This is a genomic window from Amycolatopsis sp. MtRt-6, from assembly GCF_017308975.1.
Classification (GTDB): Bacteria; Actinomycetota; Actinomycetes; order Mycobacteriales; family Pseudonocardiaceae; genus Amycolatopsis.
In genome coordinates, this window is the sequence record NZ_JADWPD010000002.1 from 356,017 (window position 1) to 371,377 (window position 15,361).

Below are 15,361 nucleotides of genomic sequence, written 5' to 3' on the forward strand. Positions count from 1 at the left end.
GGAACGCCCTATCCCAGGCTTTCGTACGGATCGGCCGGCGCCGCGACCGGCCGCGCCTCCGCGACCTCGACGAACGGAATCGTCCCGCCGTTCACCGGATCCCGCACCGACTCGGCCGAATAGCCGCCGGTGACCTCGAGCCACGAGTCCGGCTGCAGCACCGGCGGCACCCGCCCGGTCAAGCCGACCTTCACCGGCTGGGCGTCCGCCGCGCAGCAGTTCAGCAGCATGCGGACCAGGTACGGCGCTCCCGCGTGGTCGAACGCCACGAACCCGGTGAGCGTCACCGTGCGGCCGGCCAGCGACCGGCCGTGGTCGTAGACCGCGCGGTCCGCGTAGTCGATCACCGGCAGGCGGACCGGGTTGCCCGCCGGGAGCGGGGCGACGATCCGGGGCGCCGTCACCGCCGTGCCGGTGCGCATCGCGCTGTACGAGCCCAGCGCCGGGGGCGCCGCGAGGACCAGCGCGAACACCGGCAGCACGAGCAGCCACGAGACCCGCGGCCCCGGGTGCCCGGCCGGGCGGCGGCGGGCGTACCAGGCCGTCGCCCCGGCCGCGAGCACCAGCACCGCCCCGGCCGCCAGGACCAGCGGCTGCAAGCCGGCCTTGACGTACCGCAGATACAGCCCGCTCACGCCCGCGTGGATCAGGACGCCGCCGACGAGGAACAGCAGGATCGCCTGCACCGTCCGGTTCACAGCAGCACCGCCCCGGTCAGGACCGCGGCCGCCACGGCCACGGCGAACGTCACCGGCGCGAACCGCAGCGCGAACCCGCGGCCGAACGTGGCCGCCTGCATGCCGAAGAGCTTCAGGTCGATCATCGGGCCGACGACCAGGAACGCCAGCCGCGCCGTCGGCGAGAACTGCGTCAGCGACGCCGCCACGAACGCGTCGGCCTCCGAACAGATCGACAGCAGCACCGCGAGCACCGCCAGCGCCAGGACCGCCACCACCGGATGGCCGGCCGCGGCCGCCAGCCAGCTCGCGGGCACCACGGCCTTGAGCGTCGCCGCCGCCATCGCGCCGCCGACCAGGAACCCGCCCGCGTGCAGGACGTCGTGCCGCACCGAACCCCAGAACACCTCGCCGCGGCTCGCGCCCTCGCCGTGGTCATGCGGGCGGGGACGCAGCCAGTCCGGACGGCCGAGCCGCTGCCACAGCCAGCCCATCACGCACGACGCCGCGAGGCTCGCGACGAACCGGGCGACGACCATCCGCGGCTGACCGGGAAACGCGACCGCCGTCGCTGTCAGCACCACCGGGTTGATCGCCGGCGCCGACAGCAGGAACGCCACCGCGGCCGACGGCCGGACGCCGCCGCGCACCAGCGCGCCGGCCACCGGCACCGACGCGCATTCACAGCCCGGCAGGACCGCCCCGGCCAGCCCGGCGACCGGCACGGCCAGCGCGGGCCGTTTCGGCAGCACGCGGGTGAAGACCGACGGTGGCACGAAGACCGCGAGCGCGGCCGAGAGCAGCACGCCGACGACCAGGAACGGCAGCGCCTGCACGACCACCGCCACGAACACCGTCAGCCAGCTCTGCACGGCCGGAGCGGACAGCAGCCGCCGGACCGGGCCCTGCGCCAGGAACCCGACCAGCAGCACCAAGGTCAGGACGAGGACGGGATCGACGTTCCAGCCCTGCCCCTCCCGATCCCGGCGGCCGGCGCCGCGCCGTGCTTCGTCGATGGCAGTCACCAGGTTTTTCTCCCGTACTTCCGCTCCACACCCGCCCTTGAACACGGACGATGGGCCCCTCCGGTTCACTTCCGCCCGACGAAAGTCGGGGGCGGTTCACGACGAAAGTCGGACGGGCGCACCGGCCGATTCGTCCCGATCGGGGCCGAACGTGGCGCGCCGGCCGGTTGGTCCGCGGGCCATTCGGCGCAACGACGGCCGGGGCGGCGGGTACCAATTGCTTTGCCCGCGCCGGAACGGGGTCACCGGCGGCGGCCCGACTGTATAAACAGGACACCCATGGGGCTCCGCCACTTCGCAGCTTCTCTCCAGGAGTGATCCATGCGTCGAAGAGTCCTCGCCGTAGCCGGTTTCGCGGCTTTGGCCTTGACCGTCCCCGCGCTCCCCGCCGCCGCGTCGCCCGCCGGCGCGGCCGCGGTCCACCCGACCGCACGTGTCTGCGCCCAGACCGCGCGGCCCGGCATGGCAACGTGTTTCGCCGAACGCCGGACCGACACCATGCACGCCGCCCTCGCGCCCGACGCCCTGCCGAGCGGGTTCGGGCCGTCCGGGCTGCGCTCCGCGTACAACCTCACCGCGAGCGGCAGCGCGTCCGCGACGGTGGCCATTGTGGACTCCAACGACGACCCAACGCCGAAAGCGACCTCGCCACCTACCGCTCGACCTGTCGCGCTGGGCGCCAAGTACGTCTCGAACAGCTACGGCGGCGGTGAGGACGGCAGCGAGCCGAGCTACGACACCAGCTACTTCCACCACCCCGGCGTCGCGATCACCGCGAGCACCGGCGACAACGGCTACGGCATCAGCTACCCGGCGTCGTCGCAGTACGTCACCGCGGTCGGCGGCACGTCGCTCACCCAGGGCGGCGGCACCCGCGGCTGGACCGAGACCGCCTGGAGCGGCGCCGGCAGCGGCTGCTCGACCAGCGTGGCCAAGCCGGCGTTCCAGGACGTGCCGACCGGCTGCGCCAAGCGCGCCAACGCCGACGTCTCCGCGGTCGCCGACCCGCAGACCGGGGTCGCGGTCTACCAGACCTACGGCGGCAGCGGCTGGGTGGTCTACGGCGGCACCAGCGCCTCGGCGCCGATCATCGCCTCGGTCTACGCGCTCGCCGGCACCCCCGGCGCCGCCGACACCCCGGCCGCCTACCCGTATTCCCACGCCGGGAACCTCAACGACGTCACCTCCGGCAGCAACGGCACCTGCTCGACGGCGGTGCAGTGCAAGGCGGGCACCGGCTGGGACGGCCCGACCGGGCTCGGCACCCCCAACGGCACCGCGGCGTTCACCGCCGGCACGTCGTCCGGTGGTGTCACCGCGGCGAACCCGGGCAGCCAGAGCGGCGTCACCGGGACGGCGGCGAGCCTGCAGCTGTCGGCGTCCGGCGGCAGCGGCGGCTACACCTGGACCGCCACCGGACTGCCCGCCGGCCTGTCGATCAGCGCGGCCGGCCTGATCTCCGGCACGCCGGCCACCGCCGGGACGTACTCGGTGACGGCGACCGCGAAGGACTCTTCGGGCGCCACGGGCAGCACGACGTTCTCGTGGACGATCACGGCACCGGGCGGCAGCGGCTGTTCGGGCCAGAAGCCGGCCAACCCCGGCTTCGAAAGCGGCGCGACGTCGTGGACGGCGTCCAGCGGCGTGATCACCACGGCGTCGAGCAGCGAGGCCGCGCACTCCGGCAGTTATCTGGCCTACCTCGACGGCTACGGCAGCGCGCTGCGCCCCGACAACCAGGATCGTCCGGTTGACCAGGGTCGCCATTTCAGCGGGCGGTCGCGCGCCGAGTTCGCATCAGTATCTCGGCGGCGGCCGGCCCCGGCACCGGCGGCAACCGTGCAACCGGGCGGCCGGGTCGTTCCGTCCGGAAGGCACCGGATCGAAGGAGGCACCGCCCGTGCGCAGGCTGTCCGCTCTCGTGCTCCTCGTCGTCCTGAGCACCGCGGCCTGCGGCCGCAACCAGCAGGTGCCCCGGACGGCCGAGGCGCTGTGCACCCCGTCCTACGAGCCTCGGGAACTCGTGGTCCGCGGGCCGCTGTACCCCGCGTTGCCCTCCGCCACGGGACGCGCTCCGGCCGAAGACCGCACCACCGACGCGGCGGCGATCAGGAGCATCGTCGCCGCCGCGTGCGGCCTGCCGGAACCGCCGTCGAACCTGGCCTGCACCGCCGACATGGGTCCCGGCTTCGAACTGAGGTTCCTCGACGCCCGGGGCCGCACGACCACCGTCACTGCCGCCGGCTACGGCTGCCAGTTCGTCGAAGGACTGGGGCCACGCCGGTTCGACGCGCGGCCGCTCTGGGCCGCACTGGCCGCGGCGGGCCTCCCGGCACCGCCACCGCGCTGATCCGACGTCCACAATGGCCGGACCGCCCGGCGCACTGTGGCAGCCGCCGGCCCGCCCGACCACAGTGGACAACGCGCCCCGGTGGCCGCGCCGGGTTCAGCCCACCTGCAGGTCGATGCAGGCGTAGAAGGCGTTTGACGTGTCGGCGATGTTCCACACCGCGAGGACCGTCTGGCGGCCCGTGCGGTCGCCCAGGTTCACCGGGTGCGCGACCGTGGCCGGCGGCTGCTGGTCGTTGCCGCTCACCTCCGCGATCTTCTGGCCGCCGATGAAGTACTGGTAGTTCGACGTGCGGTGGCGGGCCGTGAACGTCCACGTGAAGGTCACCGTGCGGCCGACCTTGGCGGCGCGCCAGCCCTTGCTGTTGTCGTTGAGCTCGGCGAACCGGGCCACGCCGCCGTTGCAGGACCGCAGGCCCTTCGGCCCTTCGACGCTCTGGGGTTCGTACTGGATCGACCCGCACGACACGACGCGCTGGGCGCACTGCGCCTGCCGGCTGGCCGGTGAGCTGACGTAGCCGTGGGCGCTCGCGATCCCGGCGGGGTTGAGCACCACCAGCACCGGGGCCAGGAGGACACCCGCCGCGGCGGCGACCAGTTTGCGGTTCATACCAGCTCCTTCGGGGACGGGCTCGCCTCCCGCCGCCGGGCACGGCGAGGCCGCGGCCCCGGCCTCGCTGGGAGGTCCGCCGCGACGGGAAGGGTTACGAGCGAAGGAAATTTGTGGTCTAGACCATACGTCGGTTCGCCGCCCAGGTCAACGTTCGGCAAAGTCACGGTTGATGTTGGTAAGGCGCCAACTGTCACCCGCTGTTCCGTTGAGCGGGACCGCGACCCGGGGACCGGGCGGCGGCGGGCAGTCCACTCCCCCTAGGATCACGCCCGTGACCACCTACGACGACACCTTCGAGCACCTCGACCCCTCGGCCCTGCCGGAGCGGCAGCAGCGGATCCTGGTCGCGATCCGGGACTGGGTGGTCCAGCACGGCTACTCCCCCAGCACGCGCGAGATCGGCGAGGCCGTCGGCCTGCAGTCGACGTCGTCGGTGTCGAAGCACCTGGCGAGCCTGGAGGACAAGGGCTTCCTGCGGCGCGGCGCCACCGTCTCGCGCCCGATCGACGTCCGCGCGTTCCTGAACGGCTCGGCCGCCGCCGAGGACGGCGACTCGGTGCCGGTGCCCGTGGTCGGCGACATCGCCGCCGGCACGCCGATCTCGGCGGTCGAGCACACCGACGACGTCCTCAAGCTCCCGCGCGACCTCACCGGCCGGGGCACGGTGTTCGGCCTGCGCGTCCGCGGCGACTCGATGATCGACGCGGCCATCTGCGACGGCGACATCGTCGTGGTCAAGCAGCAGTCCGAAGCCCACTCGGGCCAGATCGTCGCGGCGATGATCGACGAAGAGGCGACGGTCAAGGTCTACCGCCGCCGCGACGGCCACGTGTACCTCGAGCCCCGCAACCCGGCCTACGACGTCATCGACGGCGACCGCGCGGTGATCCTCGGCGCGGTCGTGTCGGTGCTGCGGAGCGTCTGACTCACCAGGTGACGGGCAGCTCGTACACGCCGTACACCGACCCGTCGTGCTTGAACGGGATCTGCCCGACGTCGGTGGCCAGCGCCAGCGCCGGGATCCGCCGGTACAGCGTGCTGTAGACCACCTGCAGCTCCAGCCGGGCCAGCGGCTGGCCGAGGCACTGGTGGACGCCGAAGCCGAAGGCCACGTGGCGGTGCGCGTCGCGGGTCAGGTCGAGCCGGTCGCCGTCGGGGAAGACCTCCGGGTCGCGGTTGGCGATGTCGTTGGCCATGATCAGGCCCTCGCCCGCGCGGATGACCCGGCCGGCGATTTCGATGTCCGCCAGCGCGACGCGGCGACGTCCGTTGTGCGTGATGTTCAAGTAGCGCAACAGTTCCTCGACCGCCGACGCGACCAGCGCCGGGTCGTCGCTCTCGCGCAGCAGCGCCAGCTGGTCCGGGTGCTCCAGCAGGGCCAGCGTGCCGAGCGCGATCATGTTCGCCGTCGTCTCGTGGCCGGCGATGAGCAGCAGGACGCCCATCTGCGCCGCTTCGAGCCGGGTCAGTTCGCCCGTCGCGACGCGGGCCGCGAGCCCGGACAGCAGGTCGTCGGCGGGCGCGGCCGGCTTCGCCGCCACCAGGTCGTCGAGGTAGCCGATCAGTGCCCGGTGCCCGGCCGCGCGTTCTTCCGGCTTGGCGTCGCGGCGGATGATGACCTTGCTGTTGTCCTGGAAGAAGTCGTGGTCGGCGTACGGGACGCCGAGCAGCTCGCAGATCACCAGTGACGGCACCGGCAGCGCGAACGCCTCGACGAGGTCGACCGGGTTCGGGCCGGCCAGCAGCGCGTCGATCTGGTCGTCGACGATCCGCTGCACGGCCGGGCGCATCGCGGCGACCCGGCGGATCGTGAACGGCGCCGTCACCATCTTGCGCAGCCGCGCGTGCTCGGGGTTGTCCATCAGGATGAAGCTGATGCCGGTGCCACCCTTCGGCAGCGGCGCGGGACTGGGGTAGCCGGGCCGGGTGACGTCGGCGCTGACCCGCGGGTCGGCCAGCAGCGCCCGCTGGTCGGCGTAGCGGGTGACGAGCCACGGCGTGCTGCCGTCCCACAACCGGACCCGCGCGAGCGGGGCTTCTCCCTGCAGCGCGCGGGCGGCCGGCGGCGGGTCGAACGGGCAACCGGCGGCCCGGGTCATCGGGAACTCGGGGAGCTCGGCGGTCGTCGTCATCATTCCTCCGCGGTGGCCATCGGTTCGTGAGTAGTCAACCGAAGCCTGCTACGCTAAGTCAAGCGACTGATTTAATTTCAATCTTCGGAGGACCGCCCGTGCCCGAGCCATCCAGAGCCGCCGGGGAGGCGTCGCCGCGCGCGAACCTCGTCGTCGCGGTCCTCGCCCTCGCGGGCATCACCGTCTCACCGACAACTTTTTTTGTCAAGCCTTCCTCGCGATCACTACCTCGGTCGCGTACGGCAGCACGAAACTCCCCCCGACGCGATCGATGGCCGCCCCGACCTCGGCCAGCACCTCGGCGAGCGCGTCCGGTGACAACCGCGTCAGGCCGCCGGTCGTGGGCAGGAAGTCGAGCCACTCCTCGCGCGCGTACCTCCGCTCCCAGGTGAACCGGCGGCGGTCCGGCTCGCCGAGCCCCTCGGCTTTCCGGATCGCGTCGGCGAAACCGGTGAACATCACGTCGTAGATCTCCCCGGCGGGCCGGGACTCCGCCGCGAACGGCACGTCGGGCAGCACGCGACGGCAGGCCGCGGCCAGCGCGTCCGCCACCTCGGCAGGCGGCTGGAACACGTGGGCGAACACGGCGAGCAGCCCGCCGGGCCGCAGCACCGCGGCCGCCTTCGCCGGCCCCGCAACCGGGTCGACCCAGTGCCAGGCCTGCCCGGCGACGACGGCGTCGAAGGTCCGCCCGGCCGGGTCCCAGTCCTCGAACGTGGCCACCTCGACGTCGATCCCGCCACGGCGGGCGAAGGCGGCCATCCGCGGATCGGGGTCGACGCCGAGCACCCGGCACCCCGCGGCGCGGAACTGCCGCGCCTCGATCCCGGTGCCACAACCGACATCGAGGAAGTCGCCACCGGGACTCGACGCGACGATCCCCGCCACGAGGTCGCGCGGATATTCGGGCCGCGCCCGGTCGTAGCGTTCGACGTCGGCACCGAAGGACTCCGCCACGGACCGGGCTTCATGAGGTTGAGTGGGCATGCGCCCACTTTAGTGGGCAGTCGCCCACTAGGGCAACCGCGCGAGCGTTCGCCGCGGGCGTACCGGAGAATGGCGCCATGCCAACCGGGGTCCACCTGCGCGACGTGCGCGGGCAGCTGTTCCACGCGGCGGAGCGGGTTCTCCTCCGCGACGGCCCGAACGCCCTGACGAGCCGCGCGGTGACAACCGAAGCCGACGTCGCGAAAGGGGTCCTGCACCGTCACTTCGCCGACTTCGACGACTTCCTGGCGGAGCTGGTCCGCGACCGCCTGGCCCGCCTGGCAGACCAGGCGGCTCTCCTGGAAGCAGCGGCGGGAACCCGAAGCGTCACCGAAAACCTCGTCGACGCACTGACAGACCTGTTCGACCCGATCTCGGTAGCCCTGACGAGCTTGATCTTCTTCCGCGACGAGCTCCGCACCCGCCTACGCGGGGAAAGCGGAGAAAAGGGCCTCCCGATTCTGTCGGAGGCCCAGGCCATGCTGGCGACCTACTTGTCAGCCGAGCGCGAACAGGGCCGCATAGCACCGAACGCGGACCTGAGCGCCCTGGCGGTCTCCTTGATCGGAGCAGCCCACCTGATCTTCGCGGGCCGCCCCCGCCAATCCCTCCCAGACCCCACAGAGCTGGAGAAAATGGTCAACACGGTGATGGCAGACCCCCTCCAACGCCGCCTACTCTGACCCAAACCAACCAGACCAACCAGACCAACAGTCCAAAGTGGATCAAACAGCAGCCAACACGAAAAGGTGACCACACGCGGGGGTCCGGGGGCTTGCCCCCGGCGGGGGCGTGGGGGCTCGGCCCCCACAGGACACGACGAGAAGAGCCCTGTCCGCGCTTTCCGCGGACAGGGCTCTCCTACGAATCTCGTGGGCGATACTGGGATCGAACCAGTGACCTCTTCGGTGTGAACGAAGCGCTCTCCCCCTGAGCTAATCGCCCGTGGTACGAACTTCACGAATTCCGGGGGTGGTCTTCGTGGTGCGCGATACTGGGATTGAACCAGTGACCTCTTCCGTGTCAGGGAAGCGCTCTCCCGCTGAGCTAATCGCGCGCTGCGGAACTTCGTACTGGCGGAAGCATATCGGATGCCTCGAACGGCTTTGCAGGGGGTCCGCTGTACGGAAAACCTCCTGACAGAAGTGGCCGGAAACGGGCACACTGCGAAGGACGTCCGTGTTCGCCGCGGCCGTCCCGACCGACCAGGAGAAGTCCCACCCCGATGACCGAAACCGTGTCCACCCCGCCCGCCGACGTGCACCGCGCCCCGGCGCGTTCGGGACTCCTCATCGGGGTTCTCGTGCTCTCCGCGTTCGTGATGATCCTCAACGAGACGATCTTGAGCGTCGCCTTGCGGGACCTGACCGTCGACCTGCGGGTCCCCACCACGACAGTGCAGTGGCTGACCAGCGGGTTCCTGTTGACGATGGCCGTCGTCATTCCCACGACCGGGTTCATGCTGGAGCGCTTCTCGGCGCGGCAGGTGTTCCTGTTCTCGCTGTCGGCGTTCAGCGTGGGCACGGTGCTGTGCGCGCTGGCGCCCGGGTTCGGGCTGATGATGGCCGGGCGCGTGGTGCAGGCGTGCGGCACGGCGGTGATGCTGCCCCTGCTGATGACGACGGTGATGCTGCTGGTGCCGCCGGAGCGGCGGGGCGCGACGATGGGCACGATCACGATCGTGATCGCGGTGGCGCCGGCGATCGGGCCGACGATCGGCGGCGCGGTGCTGTCGTCGCTGGGCTGGCGCTGGATGTTCTGGATCGTGCTGCCGCTGTCGGTGGCCGCGCTGGTGGCCGGGGCGGTTCTGCTGCGTCTGGACGGCGAACGCCGCCGGCTGCCGCTGGACCTGCCGTCGGTGCTGCTGTCGGCGATCGGGTTCGGTGGGGTGCTGTACGGGCTGTCGTCGAGCGGGGAGCAGGCCGGGGCCGAGCCGCTGGTGCCGGGCTGGGTGCCGATCGTCGTCGGCGTCGCCGCGCTGGTCGTGTTCACCTGGCGGCAGGTGCGGCTGCAGCGGCAGGACCGGGCCCTGCTGGACCTGCGGCCGTTCACCCACCGCAGCTTCGTGGTCGCGCTGGCGCTGACGGCGTTGGTGTTCGTGTGCCTGATCGGCGCGGCGGCGATCCTGCTGCCGCTCTACCTGCAGACGGTGCTGCACACCAGCACGTTCGTCAGCGGGCTGGCCGTGCTGCCCGGCGGTCTGGTGCTGGGCTTGCTGGGCCGGCCGGTCGGCGCGCTGTTCGACAAGGTCGGCGGGCGCCCGCTCGTCATCCCCGGCGCGGCGGCGATGGCCGCTTCGCTGTGGCTGTTCGCGGCGCTGGGGCCGGATTCGCCGCTGGTCGCGGTGATCGGGATCCACGTGCTGATGATGGCCGGGCTGGGGCTGATGATGACGCCGTTGTTCACCGAGTCGCTGGGGGTGCTGCCCGAGCACCTGTACTCGCACGGCAGCGCGATCCTCTCGACGCTGCAGCAGGTGGCCGGCGCGCTCGGCACGGCGATGTTCGTCAGCGTGGCGACGCTGGGCAGCCACGACACGACGGCGACCAGCCCGGATGCCGCGGGGCTGCGGACGGCGTTCGTCGTGGCCGGGGTCGTCGGCTTGGTCGCCTTCGCGGGCAGCTGGCTGGTCCGGCGCGGCCGCCCGGCCACACCGTCCACCTCGGTGCACTGAGTCCCGCGCCGGCGGGGTCAGGAGGGCGGGGTCACCGGGGCGAGGAGGAGGCCGGTGATCGCGTCGATCAGGCCCGTGCCCGCGTCGTTCCAGCTCGCCCGCGGGGTGGCCGTGCCCTCGGCCAGTGCCCGCTCGCGCTCGGCCGTCATGTGGATCATCAGCTGGCGGGCCATGTCGCCGCGCTCGGCGCGGACTTCGGCGGGCAGGCCGCCGAGGCAGCGGTTCAGGCCCTCGACCACGCGGGCGAGGGCCGGCGAGGACAGTGACTCCTCCGCGAGGATCGCCCGCAGGGCCGGGTCGGTCATCACCTGGGCGCTGAACCGCGCGAACCACGTCGGCGCGCCCAGTTCGTGCAGGTAGCTCGTGCTCGGCCGGACCAGGCACGCCACCCAGTCGCGGAGGTCGCCGTCGCCGTCGACGGCCTCGACGAGTTCCTCGCGCAGCCGCTCGATCCGCACGGAGTGCTTGCGGGTGATCGCGCGGACCAGGTCGACCTTGGTGCCGAAGTGGTAGTTGACCGCGGCGTTGTTGCCCTGCCCGGCCGCCTCGCTGATGTGCCGGTTGGACACCGCGTGCACGCCGTGCTCGGCGAACAACCGCTCCGCCGTCACGAGGATGCTCTCCCGCGTGGCACTCGCGCGATCCGCCTTGACGTTCATCCACCCACCCGGTCCACCCGACGCCCTGCCGGCTCCCACCTTACGGAGCCGCTCACCGGAGCCGTCCCAGCCACGCCCGCGCCGCGTCCAGGTAGCGGCGGGTGAACGCGGCCGACGGCGCCCAGGCCTCGAACCCGTGCGGCCCGCCGGGCGCGACGTGGAACGTCGTGCCGACGCCGGCCGCGCGCAGCCGGCGGGCGTATTCGGCGGCTTCGTCGTGGAACAGGTCGATGTCCCCGACGCCGATCCACGTCTCCGGCAACCCGGTGACGTCGTCGCGGCGGGCGGGCACCGCGTAGTGCGGCACGACCGGCGCGCCGGGTTCGGTCCCGAGGTACGCGCGCCAGCCGAAGCGGTTGAGGCGGTTGTCCCAGACCCGGTGCCGGGCGGCGTCGAGGGCGCGCCGGGCCGCGGTGCGGTCGTCGAGCATCGGGCAGAACAGCCACTGCGCGCGTGGCCGCTCGCCCTCGTCGTGCAGGCGCTGCACGAGGGCCGCCGCGAGCCCGCCGCCGGCGCTCTGCCCGCCGACGACCACCCGCTCCGCGGCGACGCCGGCCCGCAGCCACGTCCAGGCGGCGTGGCAGTCGTCGAGCGCGGCCGGGTACGGGTGTTCCGGGGCGAGGCGGTACTCGGCCGACACCACGGTGATGCCGAGCTCGCGGGCGGTGCCGGCGCAGAACCGGTCGTCCTGGGCCGCGCCGCCGATGACCAGGCCGCCGCCGTGGATCCACAGCAGCGTCAGGTCGGACCGCGGCGTCCGCGGCCGGTAGACGCGGAGGCCGGGCCGCAGCTCGACGTCGACGTCCGGGACCGGCCGCGGCCGCATCCGCCCGGTCGCCGCCCGCATCAGCCGCCGCGCCCAGGCGCGCTCCAGCGGCAGGCGCGGCAGCCGCCGGACCCGGGCGCGCAGCTCGGGCGCCACCGCGGACAGGGGCACGGTCATTGCACCGACCAGCCACCGTCGGACGGCAGCAGGGCGCCGTTGACGTTCACGCCGTCGTCGCCGAGCAGGAAGGTGATCGATGCGGCCAGCTGTTCCGCCGTGGCGATCGGCGGGATCAGCCCGAGGAACTCCCCGACCCGGCCCTGCCCGAATTCCGACGGCTCCGCGGGCAGCCCGATGCCGGTGGCGACGCCGCCCGGCGCGACGGCGTTGACGCGGATGCCGTGCGGCCCGTACATGAAGGCGCAGCTGCGGGTGATGCCGACGACGGCATGCTTCGAAGCGGTGTAGGCGATCCCGGCGGCCGAGCCGCGCAGCGCCGCTTCGGAAGCGACGTTCACGATGGCGCCGGAGCCCGCTTCGAGCATCGACGGCACGACCGCGCGGATGAGCCGGAACGTCCCGTCCACGTTCACGGCGAAGACGCGCTGCCACAGTTCGTCGCTCACCTCGTGGGCCGGGGAGAAGTCGTCGACGATCCCGGCGACGTTGGCCAGCCCGTCGATGCGCGAGCCCGCGGCGGCGAGGATCCGCGCGACGCCGTGCTCTCCGGTGATGTCGGCGGAGACGGCAACCAGTTCGGACGAGCCGAGGCCGGCGGCGAACTCGTCCAGCCGGTCCGCCGAGACGTCGACCCGGCCGCCTTCACGGGCGATGCGGGACGCGGTGGCCCGCCCGATCCCGGACGCGGCGCCGGTCACGACGACGGTCTTGCCCGCGAACCGGCCGGGCACGATCCGCTCGCGCCAGCCGGTCCGCCCGGAGACCGGCGCCGGGACGACGCCGTGGTTGGCGCGGGCCACCATGTCGTCGACGACGTCCTGGGCGAGCCGTCCCTGGCTGAGGGTGACCAGCTGCCGCAGCGGCAGCAGGCGGACCGGCGCGAGGACGGTCTCGTCGACCCCCGCTTCGGCGAGCAGGGCGCGGATCAGCGGGCCGCCGTCGGGGTGCGCGACCCACTCGCCGATCGGGCTGTCCGCGGTGAGCCGTTCCGTGGTGGTCACGGCGACAGCGTACCTCAGTTTAAGTCAAGCGCTTGAGTTAATTTGATGGCGAGATCCCGGCGCCCCCTGACCATCGAGCCACTGGCCGCCCCGGCGGCCCGTTTCTAACCTCGGATCCCGTGATCGAGATCCTGGCGCCGATCCTTGTCGGCCTCGGCTACGTCCTGCTCAACTCCCTGATCCCGGAGCGACACCGGCAGCGGTTCAACGCCGTCATGGTGGGCGGCGCGGGCGCGGCCTACCTCTCCGGCGGCGCGCTGGGGCCGTGGGAACTGGCGTTCTGCGCGGTGCTGACCTACGTCGCGTTCCGCGGGCTCGACTCGTGGACGTTCATCGGCATCGGCTGGCTGCTGCACACCGGCTGGGACGTCGTCCACCACCTCAAGGGCCAGCCGATCCTGCCGTTCGCCCATGATTCGTCGTTCGGCTGCGCGATCTGCGACCCGGTCATCGCGATCTGGTGCTTCACCGGCGGCCGGTCGGTGTGGGCGTGGCGGCGGGTTGGCGCGCCACCGCCGGGGGTACCCGGGTGACATGTCCGCCGACGTCGAACGCGCCGCGCACGCCTACTGCCCCCGGTGCCACCCGGATCCGCGGCCCGGGGACGTGATCACGGCGCTGTGCGGCGCCCGCCACCCGTACTACGGCCGCCGCGACCGCTCGGTCAACACCTGCCCCGCCTGTGTCGCGCTGGCGTCGGCCGACGTCTACGCCTGCGGGCACCCGGGAGCCTGATCACACCCCGCAAATCGGGTGTTCCGGAACCGGTTCGGGCCCCGACCACCTACGCTGACCGGAATGAAGAGGGTGGGGATCGCCACGGCGACCGCGGCGGTCGCCGCGCTCGTGCTGGCGCTCGTCCTCGGTCTGCTGGGCGGCACACCGACCGGCGCCGGGGACAACGGGGACGGCTATCGGTTGTTCTGCGGGCCCGGGCTGACGCCCGCGACGCCGAACCACAAGGCGAGCTGGCTGGGCGGGGTCGTGCTCGACTTCGGGCGCGGGACACCGTGCCCGGATCCGCAGCCCTCCAGCGCCGCGGTGCTGTTCGGGTCCGTCGCCAACGGGCAGGGTTCGTTCAGCCTCCTCGAACTCGGCTGGCTGTACGTGCTGCTGGTCTTCCTGGTCACCCTGCTCGCGGCCTGGGCGCTGCAGGCCCGCGGCCCGAAGCGGCTGCTGTTCCTGGTACCCCCGCTGCTCCCCCTGCTCGAGCCGGCCTTCGCGCGGCTGTTCCTCTCGACGTTCGCCGAGCCGGCCGGCCTGTTCGGCGCGTACACGCTGATGTGCGGGCTCGCGGTCATCGCCGCGACCAAGGCGGAGGACGGCTTCGCGCGGCTGGCCGCCCTCGTGCTCGTCGCCGTCGGCGGGGTCGTGGGCGGGCTGGCGAAGATCGGCTTCCTGCCGCTGTTCGTGCTGGCCGTGCTCGTCTGCGCGGTCACCGCCGCGCGGCCGGGCAGCGGGAAGTGGTGGACCGGCCGGATCGTCGGGCCGGTGCTCGCGGTCCTGCTCGTACTGGAGATCATCGCCCCGATCCGCGCGAACCTCGCGTGGCAGGAACGCAACTACGCCGACGTCAACGCGGTCAACGTCGTCTACACCCTCGCGCTGGCCGAGGTGCCGGGCTCGGCGTCCCGGCTCGGCCTGCCCGAAGCCGCGCAGGACAGCGCGGGGCACGCGTACTACCCGGACGGCCCCGAGGCGCTCGCCGGCTCGGACGTGCTGCTCGAAGACCCCACCGCGGTCAAGCACAAGGCGTGGGACCTCCTGCTGGAGCACCCCGGTGTGCTGGCGCACGCGATCGGCGTCGGCCTGCAGGCGACGCTGGGCCGGAGCCTGCCGTACCTGCCGGACCAGCCGTGGTCGGCGGTGAGCCGTCCGCCGGACAACTCGGCCCCGGTCAGCGGCGACATGGGTGGCGACGCGGCGACGTTCCAGCAGTGGCTCGACGGGATGGGCCTGCCGTGGCTGCCCGCGCTGCTCGTCCTGCTCGGCCTGGCCGCCGCGGTGGTGGCGCTGGTGCGCCGCCGCCGGTCGACGACCCGCTACGGCATCGTCGCCGGCGTCGCCGTCACGAGCGCGCTGGGCATCGCGGCGATGTCGGTCGTGGGTGACGGGTACTTCGAGATCGCCAAGCACGTCTGGCTGGCGGCCTACCTGCTCGACGTCACGGCGCTCGCGCTGGGCGTCATGGTGGCGCCGGTGCTGCTGCGGCGAGGCCGGGAACTGTGGCAACGCCGCCGTCGCGCCGCGGCGGCGCCGCCGGCCCGGGAACCCGAGCCGGCGGCGCCGGTCACCTGA

At 72.8% G+C, this 15,361-nt stretch carries 17 protein-coding genes, 2 tRNA genes and 1 pseudogene; 8 read left to right on the forward strand and 12 right to left on the reverse strand.

What is annotated here, in order from left to right; genetic code table 11:
- Positions 1 to 8: 8 nt before the first annotated feature.
- From I4Q55_RS05210 to I4Q55_RS05225, 4 genes are all read right to left on the reverse strand, one after another.
- On the reverse strand, positions 9 to 698 hold the full coding sequence (locus I4Q55_RS05210; protein WP_206784848.1) for a TIGR03943 family protein: 690 nt from the start codon (positions 696 to 698) through the stop codon (positions 9 to 11).
- Positions 695 to 1,702 (reverse strand): permease, encoded by a 1,008-nt coding sequence (locus I4Q55_RS05215; protein ID WP_206784849.1) that lies wholly within the window; start codon positions 1,700 to 1,702, stop codon positions 695 to 697. Before I4Q55_RS05215 ends, I4Q55_RS05210 begins: the two co-directional genes overlap by 4 nt.
- 806 nt (positions 1,703 to 2,508) lie before the next feature.
- A complete protein-coding gene (locus I4Q55_RS05220) occupies positions 2,509 to 2,682 on the reverse strand; it encodes a hypothetical protein (RefSeq protein WP_206784850.1) in 174 nt (57 codons plus the stop codon).
- A gap of 165 nt (positions 2,683 to 2,847) precedes the next feature.
- Positions 2,848 to 3,051, reverse strand: a complete 204-nt coding sequence (locus I4Q55_RS05225) for a hypothetical protein (protein ID WP_206784851.1) — start codon at positions 3,049 to 3,051, stop codon at positions 2,848 to 2,850.
- A 22-nt stretch (positions 3,052 to 3,073) separates the two neighbouring features.
- On the opposite strand from I4Q55_RS05225, the pseudogene I4Q55_RS50905 reads away from it, so the two are divergent.
- Together I4Q55_RS50905 and I4Q55_RS05235 are read left to right on the forward strand one after the other, a co-directional pair.
- A pseudogene (locus tag I4Q55_RS50905) lies at positions 3,074 to 3,199 on the forward strand (putative Ig domain-containing protein); the annotation flags it as partial.
- Between the two features lie 403 nt (positions 3,200 to 3,602).
- On the forward strand, positions 3,603 to 4,052 hold the full coding sequence (locus I4Q55_RS05235; protein WP_206784853.1) for a hypothetical protein: 450 nt from the start codon (positions 3,603 to 3,605) through the stop codon (positions 4,050 to 4,052).
- A 96-nt stretch (positions 4,053 to 4,148) separates the two neighbouring features.
- Here I4Q55_RS05235 and I4Q55_RS05240 read toward each other — a convergent pair whose 3' ends face one another.
- Entirely contained in the window at positions 4,149 to 4,661 is a 513-nt protein-coding gene (locus I4Q55_RS05240) for a lytic polysaccharide monooxygenase auxiliary activity family 9 protein (RefSeq protein WP_206784854.1), read from the reverse strand.
- Between the two features lie 274 nt (positions 4,662 to 4,935).
- Here I4Q55_RS05240 and lexA point away from each other — a divergent pair, with 274 nt between their 5' ends.
- A complete protein-coding gene (gene lexA / locus I4Q55_RS05245) occupies positions 4,936 to 5,589 on the forward strand; it encodes a transcriptional repressor LexA (RefSeq protein ID WP_091313757.1) in 654 nt (217 codons plus the stop codon).
- 1 nt (position 5,590) lies between these two features.
- Here the strand turns inward: lexA and I4Q55_RS05250 are convergent, their stop codons facing one another.
- Both I4Q55_RS05250 and I4Q55_RS05255 read right to left on the reverse strand, forming a co-directional pair.
- Positions 5,591 to 6,796 (reverse strand): cytochrome P450, encoded by a 1,206-nt coding sequence (locus I4Q55_RS05250; RefSeq protein ID WP_206784855.1) that lies wholly within the window; start codon positions 6,794 to 6,796, stop codon positions 5,591 to 5,593.
- Positions 6,797 to 7,000: 204 nt separating this feature from the next.
- The gene (locus tag I4Q55_RS05255; protein ID WP_206785031.1) at positions 7,001 to 7,753 is read right to left on the reverse strand and encodes a bifunctional 2-polyprenyl-6-hydroxyphenol methylase/3-demethylubiquinol 3-O-methyltransferase UbiG; all 753 of its coding nucleotides are present in this window, start codon (positions 7,751 to 7,753) and stop codon (positions 7,001 to 7,003) included.
- A gap of 107 nt (positions 7,754 to 7,860) precedes the next feature.
- On the opposite strand from I4Q55_RS05255, the gene I4Q55_RS05260 reads away from it, so the two are divergent.
- Positions 7,861 to 8,466: a TetR/AcrR family transcriptional regulator gene (locus I4Q55_RS05260; RefSeq protein WP_206784856.1), complete on the forward strand. Its 606-nt coding sequence runs from the start codon at positions 7,861 to 7,863 to the stop codon at positions 8,464 to 8,466.
- A 190-nt stretch (positions 8,467 to 8,656) separates the two neighbouring features.
- Here the strand turns inward: I4Q55_RS05260 and I4Q55_RS05265 are convergent.
- Both I4Q55_RS05265 and I4Q55_RS05270 read right to left on the reverse strand, forming a co-directional pair.
- Positions 8,657 to 8,728, reverse strand: a tRNA-Val gene (locus I4Q55_RS05265).
- Between the two features lie 37 nt (positions 8,729 to 8,765).
- Positions 8,766 to 8,840 (reverse strand) — tRNA-Val (locus I4Q55_RS05270).
- A 168-nt stretch (positions 8,841 to 9,008) separates the two neighbouring features.
- Between I4Q55_RS05270 and I4Q55_RS05275 the strand changes: the two genes are divergently transcribed.
- Complete coding sequence (locus I4Q55_RS05275) at positions 9,009 to 10,457, forward strand: DHA2 family efflux MFS transporter permease subunit (RefSeq protein ID WP_206784857.1); 1,449 nt, start codon at positions 9,009 to 9,011, stop codon at positions 10,455 to 10,457.
- A gap of 17 nt (positions 10,458 to 10,474) precedes the next feature.
- Here I4Q55_RS05275 and I4Q55_RS05280 read toward each other — a convergent pair whose 3' ends face one another.
- Genes I4Q55_RS05280 through I4Q55_RS05290 form a run of 3 tightly spaced genes read right to left on the reverse strand, consistent with a single transcriptional unit; the run spans position 10,475 to position 13,063 of the window.
- Complete coding sequence (locus I4Q55_RS05280) at positions 10,475 to 11,116, reverse strand: TetR/AcrR family transcriptional regulator (RefSeq protein WP_206784858.1); 642 nt, start codon at positions 11,114 to 11,116, stop codon at positions 10,475 to 10,477.
- A 52-nt stretch (positions 11,117 to 11,168) separates the two neighbouring features.
- Complete coding sequence (locus I4Q55_RS05285) at positions 11,169 to 12,059, reverse strand: alpha/beta hydrolase (RefSeq protein WP_206784859.1); 891 nt, start codon at positions 12,057 to 12,059, stop codon at positions 11,169 to 11,171.
- The gene (locus I4Q55_RS05290; protein ID WP_206784860.1) at positions 12,056 to 13,063 is read right to left on the reverse strand and encodes an SDR family NAD(P)-dependent oxidoreductase; all 1,008 of its coding nucleotides are present in this window, start codon (positions 13,061 to 13,063) and stop codon (positions 12,056 to 12,058) included. The genes I4Q55_RS05285 and I4Q55_RS05290 overlap by 4 nt, the downstream gene beginning before the upstream one ends.
- A 119-nt stretch (positions 13,064 to 13,182) precedes the next feature.
- Here I4Q55_RS05290 and I4Q55_RS05295 point away from each other — a divergent pair, with 119 nt between their 5' ends.
- From I4Q55_RS05295 to I4Q55_RS05305, 3 genes are all read left to right on the forward strand, one after another.
- Positions 13,183 to 13,596 (forward strand): DUF6010 family protein, encoded by a 414-nt coding sequence (locus I4Q55_RS05295; protein WP_206784861.1) that lies wholly within the window; start codon positions 13,183 to 13,185, stop codon positions 13,594 to 13,596.
- A 1-nt stretch (position 13,597) separates the two neighbouring features.
- Positions 13,598 to 13,798, forward strand: a complete 201-nt coding sequence (locus I4Q55_RS05300; protein WP_206784862.1) for a hypothetical protein — start codon at positions 13,598 to 13,600, stop codon at positions 13,796 to 13,798.
- Positions 13,799 to 13,861: 63 nt separating this feature from the next.
- Complete coding sequence (locus I4Q55_RS05305) at positions 13,862 to 15,361, forward strand: hypothetical protein (RefSeq protein ID WP_206784863.1); 1,500 nt, start codon at positions 13,862 to 13,864, stop codon at positions 15,359 to 15,361.